Source organism: Kocuria sp. KSNUG, assembly GCF_049532735.1.
GTDB classification, from domain to species: Bacteria; Actinomycetota; Actinomycetes; order Actinomycetales; family Micrococcaceae; genus Kocuria; species Kocuria rhizophila.
On sequence record NZ_CP150981.1, the window covers coordinates 377,736 to 392,202 of the forward strand.

At 71.4% G+C, this 14,467-nt stretch carries 12 protein-coding genes; 2 read left to right on the forward strand and 10 right to left on the reverse strand.

Going from position 1 to position 14,467, the window contains the following annotated elements; translation table 11 throughout:
- Positions 1–19: 19 nt before the first annotated feature.
- From AABM36_RS01715 to AABM36_RS01735, 5 genes are all read right to left on the reverse strand, one after another.
- A complete protein-coding gene (locus AABM36_RS01715; RefSeq protein ID WP_423446939.1) occupies positions 20–1,015 on the reverse strand; it encodes a TPM domain-containing protein in 996 nt (331 codons plus the stop codon).
- Positions 1,016–1,199: 184 nt separating this feature from the next.
- Positions 1,200–2,090 carry a universal stress protein gene (locus tag AABM36_RS01720; protein WP_423446941.1) on the reverse strand — a complete coding sequence of 297 codons (891 nt, stop codon included), beginning with the start codon at positions 2,088–2,090 and terminating at the stop codon, positions 1,200–1,202.
- Positions 2,091–2,141: 51 nt separating this feature from the next.
- Positions 2,142–3,131, reverse strand: a complete 990-nt coding sequence (locus tag AABM36_RS01725; protein ID WP_423446943.1) for a universal stress protein — start codon at positions 3,129–3,131, stop codon at positions 2,142–2,144.
- Positions 3,132–3,315: 184 nt separating this feature from the next.
- Positions 3,316–4,611, reverse strand: a complete 1,296-nt coding sequence (locus tag AABM36_RS01730) for an MATE family efflux transporter (protein ID WP_423446945.1) — start codon at positions 4,609–4,611, stop codon at positions 3,316–3,318.
- Positions 4,612–5,018: 407 nt separating this feature from the next.
- Positions 5,019–6,299, reverse strand: a complete 1,281-nt coding sequence (locus AABM36_RS01735; protein ID WP_423446947.1) for an MFS transporter — start codon at positions 6,297–6,299, stop codon at positions 5,019–5,021.
- A gap of 165 nt (positions 6,300–6,464) precedes the next feature.
- Here AABM36_RS01735 and AABM36_RS01740 point away from each other — a divergent pair, with 165 nt between their 5' ends.
- Together AABM36_RS01740 and AABM36_RS01745 are read left to right on the forward strand one after the other, a co-directional pair.
- On the forward strand, positions 6,465–7,712 hold the full coding sequence (locus AABM36_RS01740; protein ID WP_423446949.1) for a hypothetical protein: 1,248 nt from the start codon (positions 6,465–6,467) through the stop codon (positions 7,710–7,712).
- Positions 7,713–7,890: 178 nt separating this feature from the next.
- A complete protein-coding gene (locus AABM36_RS01745; protein WP_423446951.1) occupies positions 7,891–8,619 on the forward strand; it encodes a GTP pyrophosphokinase in 729 nt (242 codons plus the stop codon).
- Positions 8,620–8,629: 10 nt separating this feature from the next.
- Here AABM36_RS01745 and AABM36_RS01750 read toward each other — a convergent pair whose 3' ends face one another.
- The 5 genes from AABM36_RS01750 to AABM36_RS01770 all read right to left on the reverse strand — a co-directional run bounded on the left by AABM36_RS01750 (position 8,630) and on the right by AABM36_RS01770 (position 14,222).
- Positions 8,630–9,814 (reverse strand): chloride channel protein, encoded by a 1,185-nt coding sequence (locus tag AABM36_RS01750; RefSeq protein ID WP_423446953.1) that lies wholly within the window; start codon positions 9,812–9,814, stop codon positions 8,630–8,632.
- 42 nt (positions 9,815–9,856) lie between these two features.
- Positions 9,857–10,432, reverse strand: a complete 576-nt coding sequence (locus AABM36_RS01755; RefSeq protein WP_423446955.1) for an HdeD family acid-resistance protein — start codon at positions 10,430–10,432, stop codon at positions 9,857–9,859.
- 111 nt (positions 10,433–10,543) lie between these two features.
- Entirely contained in the window at positions 10,544–11,449 is a 906-nt protein-coding gene (locus AABM36_RS01760; RefSeq protein ID WP_423446957.1) for an alpha/beta hydrolase, read from the reverse strand.
- A gap of 111 nt (positions 11,450–11,560) precedes the next feature.
- Positions 11,561–12,934, reverse strand: coding sequence for a hypothetical protein (locus AABM36_RS01765; protein ID WP_423446959.1), 1,374 nt, complete (start codon positions 12,932–12,934; stop codon positions 11,561–11,563).
- A complete protein-coding gene (locus AABM36_RS01770; protein WP_423446961.1) occupies positions 12,915–14,222 on the reverse strand; it encodes a glycosyltransferase 87 family protein in 1,308 nt (435 codons plus the stop codon). The genes AABM36_RS01765 and AABM36_RS01770 overlap by 20 nt, the downstream gene beginning before the upstream one ends.
- Positions 14,223–14,467 lie beyond the last annotated feature (245 nt).

The following is a 14,467-nucleotide window of genomic DNA, read 5'->3' on the forward strand; positions in this document are numbered from 1 at the left end:
CGCGCGGGCGCGGGTGTGCTCAGAAGCTGCCGGACGCCCCGCCGCCGGTGAAGCCGCCACCGCCGCCGAACGAGGTGGACGCGCCTCCGCCGTAGCTGGATCCCGAGGAACCGGACGAGTGCGAGGCCCCGCTGTAGACGGACGGGTACATCACGTACAGCGGCAGCCAGGACTGGAACGACGGCGCGTACTGCACCTCGCGCTCCACCCCGTCCTTGTCCTTGGCGGTGCCGGGTGTGTCGTTGAGCCCGGGGGCCTTGCGGTTCTGCTCGCGGTAGCGGTAGTACGCACGGCGCATGCCCTCCGTGATGTTCTCCTCCGGGTGCTCGCGCTGGAACTGCTCGATCTCCCGGTCCGCCTGCTCACGAATCTTCCTGGTGCGGCGGCTGTGACCCCAGACGAGGAGTGCGGTCACCACGCCGCCCAGTCCGAGCGCGCCGAGCACCACCGCCACAATGGTGTTGCTCTTGGCCTCCCGGTCCGCGGCGGCCTGCGGGTTCGCCTGGTCGTAGACCTCCGTGACGGTGTCCGTGAACGCGCCGGCGTAGTCCTCGTCCTTGAATCCGGGCTCGAGCTCCTGCTCCATGATCTTCTCGGCGTCCGAGTCCGAGAGCACCTCGCGGGCGCCGTCCGCCACCTCGATGCGCAGCTCCCGCTCGCCCATGTCCGCGACCACGAGCACGCCGTTGTTGCGGCCGTCCTCACCCACACCCCAGTCCGTGGCGACCCGGCGGGAGAACTCCTCGATGTCCTCGCCCTGGGTGTCGTTCACCGTGAGCACCGCGGCGCGGATGTACTCGTTCTCCTTGTTCTTGTCCCCGATCAGCCGGTTGAGCTCCGCCTCCTCCTGCGTGGTCAGCAGGTCCGCCTGGTCCTGGACCGCCCCCTCGGCGGGGCGCGGTGGAACCTCCAGGGCCTGAGCGGGCAACGCGGAGCCCGCCACGAGGGAGGCGCCCAGCGCTGCCGTGAGCAGCACGCGCGACGCAGGGGACAGGGCGGTCTTCGAGGTGGTCACGGGATCCTCCCGGGCTCGGCGTCCGGCGCGGTGCGCCGCTTCGTGCCGTCCAGGCTACGTGCGTGACGTGTCCCGGACCACATCCGGCGGCCCTGGACGCGACGTCCCGGCGGACACGACCGCGGGCCGGCCCCCTGGTCCAGGGAACCGGCCCGTGTGTGCCCGCCGTGCGGCGTCGTACGCGTCAGCTGCGTGCGCTGGGAACCACCATCACCGGCGAGTCCGCGTCCGCCAGCACGGCCTGGGAGACGGAACCCATGAGCAGACCACGGAAGCCGCCGTAGCCGCGCGTACCCATGACCATCAGGTCCGCGGTGTGCGAGGCGTCCACGAGCGCGTCTGCGGGGCGCCCGTCCAGCACGCGCGTGACGATCTCCAGGTCCGGGAAGTCGCCGCGCAGCTCCTGCGCCACGGACTCCGTGAGCTCTTGCGCCGGTGCCTTGAGCTGCTCCTGGACCGCACGGTCCAGCTCGTAGGAGTTCATGGGCAGGTAGCTGGTGGTGGGGACCACGCTGACCACCGCGAGCGTGAGGCCGTGCCCGGTGGCGTAGCGGGCGGCCAGCGGCACCGCGGGGTTCTCGGTGCCGAGCTTGTCCACGCCCACCACCACGCAGCCGGCGAAGCTCTCGCCCTCGGGGCGGGACTCGCGCTCCTCGGGGTTCCAGCTCTCCGGGAGAATGACCACCGGGACCTTGGCGTGGGAGGCCACGGCCGCGGAGACCGAGCCCACCCGACCGCGCACCCCGTGGTGACCGCGCTTGCCCATGACCACCATGTCGGCGTCCTGCGCCTCGTAGACGATGACCCCGGCGGCGTCACCGCGCTCGATGATGCCCTGGGCGGTCACGCCCGCGGTCCTCGCCTTCTCCACGGCGTGCTTGGCGAGCTTCTCCGACTCCTCCTGCAACGCCTCCGCAAAGGCACCGTAGAGGGACTGGTCCAGCCCGGTCTGGCGCCCCGTGGAGAGCACGATCTTCAGGGGCAGCTGCCGCTGCTGGGACTCCGCGATCGCCCAGTCCAGAGCGCGCTCACTGTGGTCGGAGCCGTCGTACGCCACCACGATGTTCTGTGTCATGAATCTGCACCTGCTTGTCTCGATCGGGAAAGGGGATGCGCCGGAGCGGGCTCAGCGCTTGCTGGGGACCACCATCACGGGTCCGGCGGCGCCGGTCAGCACGGCCTGGGACACGGAGCCCATGAGCAGGCCGGTGAATCCTCCGACCCCGCGGGAACCCACCACCACGAGGTCCGCGGTGCGGGAGGCCTGCACGAGCACGCGCCCCGGCCGGCCCAGGAAGGCGTAGTCGGAGACCTGCACGCCCGGTGCCCGCTCCGCGATGCTGCGCGCCAGCGCCGAGAGCTTCTTGAGGGACTCGTCGAAGTAGTAGGTCTGGTTGTACTGGTCCTGGAACCACTCGGGCGTTCCGGACAGCGCCCCGTTCACGGACACCAGGCTGAGCCCCAGCCCGTGGGACGTGGCGTACTCGATGGCCTGGGCCACCGCGGGGTTCTCGTCCCCGGCGGCGTCCACGCCCACCACCACGGTCCCGGAGAAGTCCGTCTCGGACGCGGGGACGCGCGCCTTCTCCTGCTGCTCGGTGAGCTGGACGTCCTGCCCCTCCTGCGCCTCGGAGCGGGCCTGCTCCTGGTCCGAGGAGTCCTGCTGCGCCCCGGGCGGAACCACGATCACGGGGACCGGACTGTGGGCGGCCACCGCGTTGGAGACCGAGCCCAGACGGCCGCGAAGGGCGCCTCCCCGGCCGCGCTTGCCCATGACCACCAGGGAGCAGTCCTTGGCGGCGCGCAGCACGGAGCGGGCGGCGTCGCCCTCGGCGGTGACCGTGTCGATCGGGATCTCCGGATCCTGCTGTCGGGCGTGCTCCACGGCGGCCAGCAGGTTGTTCTCACACTCCTGGCTGACAGCGTCCCGGTAGCGGGCCTCCAGTTCGGGCTCCCCCACGATGGCCACGGGGAACGCGCCGAGCAGGCGCACGGCCACGTTGCGGGCACGGGCCTCCGCGAGCGCACGGTCGAGAGCCCGCAGGGCGATCTCCGATCCGTCGATGCCCACGAGGACGGGAGCGGTGGACGAGGTGTTGCGAACGTCTTTGTTCATGCCTTAACAGTAGTCCCGTGAGCTGGGAACGGAACGGTTCACCACACGTCGCCCCTGTGCTCGTGGGCCGCCCCGGTGCACGACGCCGCTCGGCCCGGCACTCTGCCCCGCCGCGCCTCCACGCGGCGGCACCTCCCGGACCCCTCCGCGGCTCCCGCGGGGCCGGAGCGGTGCCGCCCTGCCCTCACGCCATGGCGAGCATCCAGCGCGAGCCGCGGATGCGCCACCCCAGGGTCGCCGCGCGGGCACCCGTGTAGCCCCCGGCGTACGCGAGCCACAGCCAGACCGCCCCGGTGACTCCGGTGCCGCCCCACTGGGCCACGGCCCCCAGCAGCGGGAGGTAGACCACCAGGTTCACCACCCCGGCCAGGGCCAGGTATCGGGCGTCCCCCGCGCCGATCAGCACGCCGTCGAGCACGAACACGAACGCCGCGACCGGCTGTCCCACCACGACCACCAGCAGGGAGACGCCGAACAGTGCCTGCACATCCTGCGAGTCCGTGAAGAGGAACCCCAGCCGCGGGCCCAGCACGCCCACCAGCAGTCCGGTGACCACACCGAAGCCCAGCCCCCAGCGCAGCAGCCGCCGCATGAGCAGCCGCACCGCCTCCCGGTCCTCCTGGCGGCTCACGTCCCGGGCACCCAGCTCCTTGCCCAGCAGCGCCTGAGCGGCGATGGCGAGCGCGTCCAGGGCGAAGGCCAGGAAGTTGAAGATCGTCATGGTCAGTTGGTACGCGGCCAGGTTCTCGGCGCCCTGCGCGGTGGCCACCACCACGGTGGAGAGGATCGCCACCCTCAGGGACAGGGTGCGCAGCATGAGCCACGAGCCCACGGTGAGGTGCCCGCGGATCCCCTCCCAGCTGGTCCGCACCGCCACGCCCTCCGCGCGGAACCGGCGCCCCAGCATCACCAGGTAGGTCAGGGCCATGCCCCACTGCGTGATGCTGGTGCCGATCGCCGCACCCGCGACCCCCAGGTCCGCGCCGTACACCAGGGCGACGTTCAGTCCGGCGTTCACTGCCGCACCCACACCGGCGACGAGCAGCGGGGTGGTGGTGTCCTGCAGCCCGCGCAGCACCCCCACCGCCGCGAGGACGATCAGCATGGCCACCAGGCCGGGCAGGGACCACAGCGCGTACGACGTCGCGTGGTCCAGCACCTCCCCCTGCGCACCCATCGCACGCAGCAGGGGCCGCATCACCACCGCGCCCACGGCCGCCAGGAGGATGCCCAGCCCGGCGGCGGTCCACAGCCCGTCCCGGCCCACGCGCAGGGCGTCCGCCATCCGTCCAGCCCCGAGATGGCGCGCCACCGCGGGCGTGGTGCTGTAGGCCAGGAACACCATGAGTCCCACCACGGTCTGCACCAGGGTGGACGCGATCCCCACACCCGCGAGCTCGGCAGTGCCCAGGTGCCCGATGATCGCGGAGTCCGCGAGCAGGAACAGCGGCTCCGCGATCAGCGCCCCGAACGCGGGCACGGCGAGCGCGAGGATCTGCCGGTTCAGACCCGGAGCGCTGGAAGGAGCCGACGCCGCGGGGTCACCCGGCGCGCCCCCGCCGCTTCCCGGCGAGGTCGCAGCTCGGGACGATGCTGAGTGGTCGCCAGGGGCTGGGGCGTCAGGGGCTGGGGTGTCAGGGGCTGGGGTGTCAGGGACGGACTGACAGGGGTCGTCGGGCGGGGGCTGCTGCGCGGGGGATGAGGGCACCGCTCCAGGGTAGGCGGGGCCCACGGACAGCGCCCACGGGGACGGCGCCCCCGTGCGCCGACGACCGCGCTGTCTGCGGACCGGCGGGGCGGGCGCGTCTGCTCGGGTGACCGGCGCGGCGGTGCGCAGACACGACCGGCGGTCCGGGCGGCGTCGTCCCCCGGGCGGTTCCGGGAGGATCAGGGCTGCGGGTCTCGTGCGTCGTAGCGCAGGAAGCCGGGGAACGCGCGCACCAGGAGCAGCACGAGGACCAGGCACACGGCCGCTCCGCCGAGCGCCGCCCAGCCCGGGCCGAGCAGCTGGCCCCCGGCACCCAGCACGGCGTCCCCGAGGCGGGGCCCTCCGGCGACGACGACGATGAAGATGCCCTGCAGCCTGCTGCGCAGGGCGTCCGGTGTCGCGGCCTGCAGGATGGTGGTGCGGAAGAGCATGGACACGGAGTCCATGACCCCGGCGGCCACGAGGGTCGCGCACGAGAGCACGAGGGGCCAGGCGGTGTCCGCGCCGGCGCCCTCGGACGCGAGCAGCACCACCCCGCCGAACGCCATGATGCAGACCGCCCAGCCCGCCACGGCGGCGGCGCAGGCCCGGCCGTGATGGTTGATGCGTATGAATGTTCCTGAGAACACCCCCGCGACCACGGAGCCCGCGGCCAGGGAGGCGGTGAGCAGACCCACCGTGACCTGGTCCCCGCCCAACACGGAGGCCCCGAGCACGGGGAACAGCACGCGCGGCATCGCGAACACCATGGCGGCGATGTCCAGCAGGAACGTCATGCGCAGGTTCGGACGGGTGGCCAGGAAGCGGAAGCCCTCCACCACCGAGCGGAACCCCGCCCTGGTGGCACCGCCCTCGCCGGGCTCGGGCGGCAGCGGCGGGAGCTTGTACATGGCCCACAGGCTCACGGCGAAGCTCAGGGCGTCCAGCGTGTACGCCCACGCGAACCCCAGACCCGCCACCGTGAACGCACCCAGCAGCGGCCCCACCATCAGGCACGAGCCCATGGTCAGCTGGAACAGCGCGTTGGCCGCGGGCAGCTGGCGGGCGGGCACCAGGCGGGGGACGATGGCCCCGCGCACGGGCTGGCCCAGGCCCTGGGCAAAGGAGTGCAGGGACACGATCGCGTAGAGCACCCCCACGCTGCGGACGTCCAGCCACGCGTGCGCGGCGAGCGCCACGGTCATGGCGAACAGTCCCACGGTGGTCCACAGCCCGGCCAGCCGGCGGTCGTGGGCGTCCCCGATGGACCCGCCGTAGAGCCCCGCGACGATCAGCGGCACCAGGGCGAAGATCCCCACGAGCCCCACCGCGAACGTGGAGCGGGTGAGCTCGAAGACCTCCAGGCTGATGGCGATGACCGTGAACTGGCTGCCCAGCATGGACAGCGTGGAGCCCGCCCACAGCCGGCGGAAGGCGGGGATCTCGCGCACGGGCGAGACGTCGAGGAGGAAGCGGGCCACGCACCGATCCTAGGGTGCTCACGCAGTGTCCCGGGCCGACACCCGAGCCTGCGCCCACCGCGAGCGCATCCCGCCCCCGGCATCCCGCCCGGGGCACCTCGTGCGTGTCCGCCGCACCGCTTACCCTGAGACCACCCCCACGTCCCCGGGACTCCAGGAGCACCCATGCGCACACGCGAGCAACGCCGGGCCGCGCGTTCGGCCCGCGGCTGGCCGCGCCTGCGCGTCCACGCGGTGCTCAACGGCCTGGGCGCGCTCGTGGCGGGCACCGGCCTGCTGTGGTTCACCCACGGGCCCCTGCAGTTCCGCAACTTCCCGGCGGGTGACGTCGGCTGGGTGTGGCGGGTGGTGACGCTCGCGCTGGCGGTGCTCGTCCCGTACGTCCTGCTCGCCATGGGCGGCTACCTTCTGCTGGCGGGAGCCACCGCGACGCAGCGCGCCGCACTGGCCGCCGGGCGTTCGCGCACGGTGGTGCTCAACCCGGACGATCCGGACGAGCCGCCCGTCACGGTCCTGAAACTCACCGAGCACACACCACCGGGCGTGAAGATCCGCGCGCACGCACTGCACGGTCGCCACCACGACAGCCGCTACAGCCGAGACCTGCTGGGACTGCTGCCCGTGCAGTCCCCCGTGGCCCTCGCGCCGCTCGTGGTGGGCATCCTGGCGCTGCTCGTGGCCACGGTCTACTACTCCACCGGCTACGGCGAGCCCGCCACGGTGCTGCTGCTGGGCATCGCGTACCTGGGGTGGAAGCTGTTCCGGGGCTGGCGCAGCCACCGCGTGTTCGCCGCCACCCGCTGGGAGACCCCCGCGGAGGTCGTGGTGGACACCGGCCCCGTCCCGCGCGTCACCCCGCTGCCGGAGCACTCCTACGACACGGGGCCCACCCCGCGCGTCTCCCACTACACGGACGACGACGCCGCGGTGCCACCCGCGCGCGGCCGGGAGCGGGCGGCGGCGTCGTACCACGGGGGCGCGGCGCACCCGGAGGAACCGTACGAGACCACGGACGAGCTGCCCGTGATCGAGCAGATCCGGGAGCGGTACGCGGAACCGCGGCGGCAGAGCAAGTCCCAGCGCCGCCTGGCCGAACGCGCCGAGCGGGAGGCGGTCCGGCGGCGGCTGCCCCGCGTGGTGGAGGCGGAACGCGCCCCCACGGAGGCCACTGCCCCGATCACGCGCGTGGACGCGGACGACTGGCCGAACGGCGCCACCCCCGACCCGCAGGTGGAGGCCGCGGAACAGCAGCAGCAGCGCCTGAACCAGAAGCGCTACGAGGACCACCTGCGGCGCCACCGGGAGAAGCGTGAGGACCGGCTGCGCAACGCCGAGGCCCGCGAACCCGAGGAGGCACCCTCGCTGCTCGGCTACGCGATGAACCGGCTGAAACGCCGGGGGGACGGGTCCTAGCGGCCGGCCCGGGGCGCAACCGCGACCGACCGTGACCACACAGCCGGAGGCGGTGACCCGGTGGCGTGCAACGATTGCCCACAGCCCCCGGGAGTCCTCAGGAGAGAACCAGCATGTTCTGACGGCTTCCAGCCGTCGCAGGGCACGTCCCACCAGCAGACCGGGCGATAATGGGCGCATGGACACTCCCCAGAGCCCCGTGCTCAACGCCCTCGAGCGCTTCCACGCCACCCGCGAGGAGGTGGAGCACTTCGTGGTCACGTACCGCTCGGCGATCGACGAGATCGAGACCAAGGTCCGGGTGCTGCGCCGGGAGTTCACGTCCGTGCACGACTACAACCCGATCGAGCACGTCAGCAGCCGCCTCAAGAGCCTCGACAGCCTGCACCGCAAGGCGGAGTCCCGCGGCCTGAACAGCCTGGCGGAGATCAAGGCCAACCTCACGGACATCGCCGGGGTGCGGATCACGTGCTCGTTCGCCCACGACGTCTACCGGGTCCGGGACATGCTGTGCTCCCAGGAGGACCTCACGCTCGTGCAGGAGAAGGACTACATCCGGGAGCCCAAGGAGAGCGGGTACCGCAGTCTGCACCTGATCGTGAAGGTGCCGGTGTTCCTGTCCTCCCGGGTGGAGGTGGTCCCCGTGGAGGTGCAGGTCCGCACCATCGCCATGGACTTCTGGGCCAGCCTCGAGCACAAGATCCACTACAAGCTCGCCGGAGAGGTCCCTGAGGACCTCCGCAGGCGCCTGATCAGCGCCGCAGACACCGCCGCCGCCATGGACACCGAGATGGAGGCGCTGCACCACGAGATGCGCCAGTTGAAAGAGGTGAACCGGGACGGGGTGGACCCGATCGTGGGTCAGATGCTGCGCACGCTGTCCCTGTTCGAGCGCGAGCGGCAGTGAGGTCCGCCGGTCAGTGAACCGGAGCCGGATCCGGCGTGATCGCGTAGAAGATCAGCCCCACGGCGGTCCCCATGATGGCCGCGGGGATCGCCACGCCACCGCTCACCAGAACCACGATGATGAACACCGCCGTGGGTTTGCGCATCCCCACGGTGGTCGCGGCAGCCATGCCGGCCACGGCGGCAGCTTCCACGGGAAGGTCCAGGAACGAGCACGCCAGGACTCCCGCGGCGGAACCCGCCAGGACCAGCGGGAAGAAGTCGCCGCCCAGCCAGCCCGTGGTGAGGTTGATCGCGGTGGCCACCATCTTCAGCAGTGCAATTCCGAGCAGCGCCCACCACGCACCGGCGCTCACGAGCTCCAGCACCCCGCCCACGTCCTCGTGGCCCGAGAAGCGGATCTGGGGCACCGCCGTGGCCATCGCCGCGAAGACGACCGTGCCCGCCATGATGCGCACCCAGGGGCGGGTGATCTTCGCGGCAAGGGCGCCGATCGGCCCGCGGACGCCGATGTAGAACACGGCGAGGAGTGAACCGAACAGAGCGGCGACGGCGCTGGCGGCCACGTCCCGCACGCTCAGGTCCACGTGCTGCAGACCCAGCGTGAGACCCGGTGCGGAGAAGAGGTCGTGGACCAGCAGGAAGCTGATGAAACCCACGGCGCCCGCGATGATGTTCGCGAGGCTCGCGGCCTTTTCCTTGCGGTCCGGCTCGAACAGCGTGGAGCCCGTGGGTGCCCCGTACAGGGCACCGAGCGAGGCCGAGGTGCCGGTCTGGCCTATCAGCCGCTCCTCCTCCTCGTTGCGTGCCACCCGCGTGGTCACGAGGGCGGAGATCTCCCCCATGACCGCGATCAGGCTGGCCTCCGGGCCGATCGCCCCGCCGAAGCCCACGGCCACCACACCTCGCAGCGCCATGAAGGCGGTGCGGCGCCGGTGCAGTCTCACGGGGTCGGCAGCGTCGCTGACCTGCTCGATGAGACCTTCATCCGCGGCCCAGTGGTGCAGGACGGCGAGGATCGCGCCGCCGGTGAGGATGATGAGCGGGATCAGCCACCGGGCGTCGGTGGAGCTCCAGATGGCGTGCTGGAGCGAGTGCATCAGCCCGAGCATCACCGCCGCCACGGCACCGCCGAGGATGCCCTGCCCCACGGCAATGGCCAGGGAGCGGCGGGTCAGCGCGGTTGTTCTGAACACGGTGCGGATCCTCGAGGGGCAGCAGGAAACGGGAAGCGTCTGTCAGACGCCCGCGCGGGACGCGGAGGCGTTCGCCTGCTCCATCTTCTTGCGCTGCGAGCGCACGGAGAATCCGGCGACGATCAGGGCAACGCCCCACGCGATGGCCAGGATCCCCAGCCACAGGGTGATGGTGAGGGCGCCGACCCCGGGGTTGACCATGAACAGCACGCCACCGATGATCCACAGGACGGCGCTGATGATCAGCCAGACGCGGGACTTCTTCCCGGCGGTCCCCTTGATGCCGGCCACGAGATCGACGACGCCGCGGATCAGGAGCCAGATGCCGATCAGGAAGGTGAAGGTGGCCACGCCGGCGAAGGGGTGGATCAGGGCGGCGATGCCCACGATCACACCGACGATTCCCGCCATGATTCCCATCCAACGACCGTGCGCGGACTTGCCGCGGAACACCGCGATGAGCATGGTGATGCCCTCGATCAGGGCGTAGGCACCCCAGATCATCACGAGCGCCACAGCGGTCCCCATGGGGACCAGAACGGTGATGATGCCCAGGAGGGCGGCCATGGCACCCATGGTGATGAGGATGCCGGCACTGCGCTGGGGAACGGCCTTCATGGAGGACTCCGATCGTCGAGGGGGGTCGTGCCCCCATGGGCACACCCGTAGCCTAACAGCGGGGGCGAGCCCAACGCGCGGAGAGCACGCATCACCGACGCCGACGCGATCTCACTTCTCGGAGGCCACACCCCGAACCCGCAGCCAATCCAGGAACATGCTGGGCCATCGGCTCGTGGTGGTTCCGGCAACCCCCGCGAATCCGTAGCCGTGACCACCGCCGTCGTGCAGATGGAACTCCGCAGTGCCTCCATGGGCCCGCCACGCGTTGAACAGCCCAAAATCGCTGTCCCCCACCAAAGGGTCGTCCGCGGCGAGAGCGGCCCACAGCGGAGGCGGATTCACCGGGACGGGCAGCTCCGGAGTGCTCGAGGGGCCGTACAGGCAGGCCAGGAAATCCGGCATGGACTCGGGATTGGCGGTGCACGCCACGTTCATGGCGGTGAACGCCCCGGCGGAGAAGCCCAGCATCCCGATCCGATGGGGATCGATTCCGTAGTGGCCGGCCTCCGCGCGGATGTGGTCCAGCGCCGCAAAGGCGTCCTCGGTAGCCAGTCGCGCTCCCTCCTGGAACCACCCGGAATCCTCCTGGGCCTCCGGGGTACCCACCCGCTGCATGAGCTGGGCCATGACGCCCTCGGCGTACTCCGGGGTGGGGAGCAGCCGGTATTTCAGCACGAACGCAGCCACTCCATGTGAGGCAAGCCACTGCGCCACGTCCCAGCCTTCCCCGGACATGGAGAGCATCATGAATCCCCCGCCGGGGGCGATGAGGACACTGGCTCCCGTGGCCGTTTCCGGAGCGGGCAGGAACGGGGCGATCGTGGGCCGCGAGACATTGTGGACGGTTATCCCCGCACCCGCGCGGAACCATCCCTCCGGGACGGTCACCGGTGACGGGGAAGCCGTGTCCAGGCCGACCTCCCCCGGCTGACGCCGGGGCTCCAGGCCGTCCTGCTGCACGCTCGGTGCGGGTGCGGTGCCGGATCCAGCCCGCGCAGAATCGTTGTGGCTCATCCTCATCTCCTCGCTCGTGGTACCGGTGATCCTACCGGTCGTGGGTGCAGGAGCCCTGGGCCGCCCTGCCCCGGGCACACGATGAGCATCCGAGCGTGGTGCGGGCACTCCTCAGGTCCGCGCATCCACCCGCGCCCGGCTGCCCAGCTGCCAGATTCTGCGTACGGTCCACACCAGCAGGGCCACCAGCAGCGCGTTGCGCGTGGTGAGCACCGCGGCCATGACCGGGTTCGCGTGGATCAGTGGCGTGTAGAACAGCGGGTAGATCACGAACGTGGTGGCGGCGATCCCCAGGGTCAGCAGCGCGGGGGTGCGCCACCGCACGCGGTCGTGGAGCAGCCCCACCATGATCACGGGAGCCAGCCAGACCATGAACTGCGGGGAGCCCACCTTGTTGAACACGATCAGCACGAGCGTCAGCAGCAGGGTGCCCGCGTAGACGAGCCGCCCGCGGTCCGCACCGCGCCGCAGCGCCCGGATCAGCAGAGCCGCGGACAGCACCACCGCCACGAGCAGCAGTGGCTGCATGAGGGAGGCCATGGTCTCCACCCCCGGGCCGTAGACCTCGGTGGAGTTGATCGCGGTGTTGTCCGCGATCCGGAAGCCGTCGATGCCGAGCACTGCTCCCCACACCCACGGGGTGGAGAACGTGGCCTCGAGCTGCATGCCGCGGGAGCCCTGGTTCAGCGCGAAGTCCGCGATCTTGTCGATGCCCCCGAGCACGAGCACGCCCGCGACCACCGCTGCGGTCACGGCCACACCCGCCAGCACCACGCGCACCCGCTGCCGCAGCGCGATCACCATGGCCAGGATGGCGGCCGCGGGCCACACCTTGATCCAGGTGGCCACGCTCAGCAGCGCGGAGCCGACCGCGGGGTGGCGCACCGCGTAGAGCAGCCCCACGAGCATGATGGGCGCCGCCACGCCCTCCACGCGCGCAAAGCTGAGGTAGCCCATGAACACGGTGAAGACGACCCACCACCAGCCGGCCACCACGGCGCCACGCCGGCGGCTCTGCACGGCGGAGCTGCCGTGGGGGCCACCCGCGCCGATCCCCGCAGGGACGACGCCGCCCGGGCCGTCCCCCACCAGCTCCGGCAGCTCGCCGCGCGCGGGACGGTGGGCGCGGTGCAACAGGAACCACATGGCCACCGCGTTGAGGGCGGTGATCATGAGCGTCCAGCCCAGGAGGTAGAGGTCGTACCCCATGACCCTGGGCAGGAAGATGAACACCTGCGCCAGCACGGGGTACACCCACGGGCTCACGGAGTCCTCGACCGGGGCGTTGTAGCCCGCCATGGCCCACTCGCGGTACTGCTCGGTGTCGCTGAACGCCCAGCCGTGCAGGAAGAACGAGGCCATCCAGCCCAGGAAGTACAGGTGCACCACGGCGAAGCCGCACCACACCGCGGCCGGGCGCATCAGCCACGCGCCCGCGCGGGAACGGAACCCCGCGGCGTCGGCCTCAGCCCTGCGGGGACGCAACCGGCGCCTCCTTCGGAGCGGAGCCCAGGCGGTACAGCCGGCGCGCGGACCACCACATGAGCACCACGAGCAGCGCGTTGCGGAGGGTGAGCACCGCGGCCATGAACGGGTTGTTGTGGCTCAGGGCCGTGTAGAAGAGCGGGTAGATCAGGAACGTGGCGATCCCGATCAGCACGGCGAGCGCCGCCGGGGTGCGCCACACGCGCCAGTCGTGCACCAGGCCCACCGCGATCACGGGGCCCAGCCACACCATGAACTGGGGCGAGCCCACCTTGTTGAACACGATGAACGCGGTGACCATGGTCAGGGACCCCGCCAGGAACAGGGCGGTGCGGTCCAGCCGGCCGGCGTTCACGCCGCGGTGCAGCCCGCGCAGGATCAGCCACACCACGGCGAGGGCCGCGAGCAGCAGCAACGGCTGCATGAGCTTGGACATCACGTCCGAGCCGGGGCCGTCCACCTGCATGGAGTTGATGTCCGTGTTCATGTACATGTGGGAGTCGCCGATGTGCAGCACGGACAGCCACAACCACGGCGTGGTGAAGGTGGCCTCGAGCTGCATCCCGCGGTCACCCTGCTGCGTGGCGAAGTCCGCGATCTTCTCCACCGAGCCCGACGCCGCCGCCACACCCACCGCGCCCAGCGTCACCAGGATGCCGGCGAGCAGGACGGCGCCGCGGCGTCGTGCGGCGGTCAGCAGGGCGAGCACCACCGCAGCCGGCCAGACCTTGATCCACGTGGCGATGCTCAGCACCGCGGACGCCGCGAAGGGGCGGGAGACGCCGTAGACCAGGCCGATCAGCACGATCGGAGCGGTGAGCCCGTCCACGCGGGCGAAGCCCAGCCAGCCCATGAGCAGGATGAACAGGAGCCACCACCAGCCGGCGGGCAGGGCCGCGCGGTTGCGACCCCAGTCCGTGAGCTTTCCCATGGCCAGGGCGTCCAGCACCGAGATGATCAGGACCCACAGGAAGAAGAACGGGCCGGGACCGAAGGCGTAGGCGATGGCCATGGGGATCTGCGCGAGCACGGGGTACACCCACGGGCTCGGGCCGGAGGGCAGATTCGCCTCGTCGAAGCCGGCGGCCGCCCAGTCCCGGTAGATGTTGGTGTCGCTGAAGGCGTTGCCCTGCAGGGACACGATCAGCGCGAAGACCAGGAAGCCCACGTGCACCACCAGGAACCCCACCAGCAGACCGCGGGGGGTCATGAGCGCGTGCTGCCAGCGCCGGGGGATCACGGCATCGCGGAACCGGGTGAGGGCCGCGAAGTATTTCTCAGTGGGCACGAAAGGGTCCTTGTCCGACGGCGTGACGTGTGGTGTTCAGGCGGGGTGGCGCCTGCCCGGTGCCGGTCGCCCGAGGGCGCTCCGGCGGCCTGGGTGCACGCGTGGTGTCTCCCCGCCCTCAGAGTCTATGGGGGCGCGCCGGGGAACGGTTCCCCCGCCCCACCGAATCCCCCGGAAGATTGCCGGGGAGCGGGGAGGCCGTCCTGTAAAGTCGAGGGGCGGAGCCGCTGAACACCTCGGCTCGC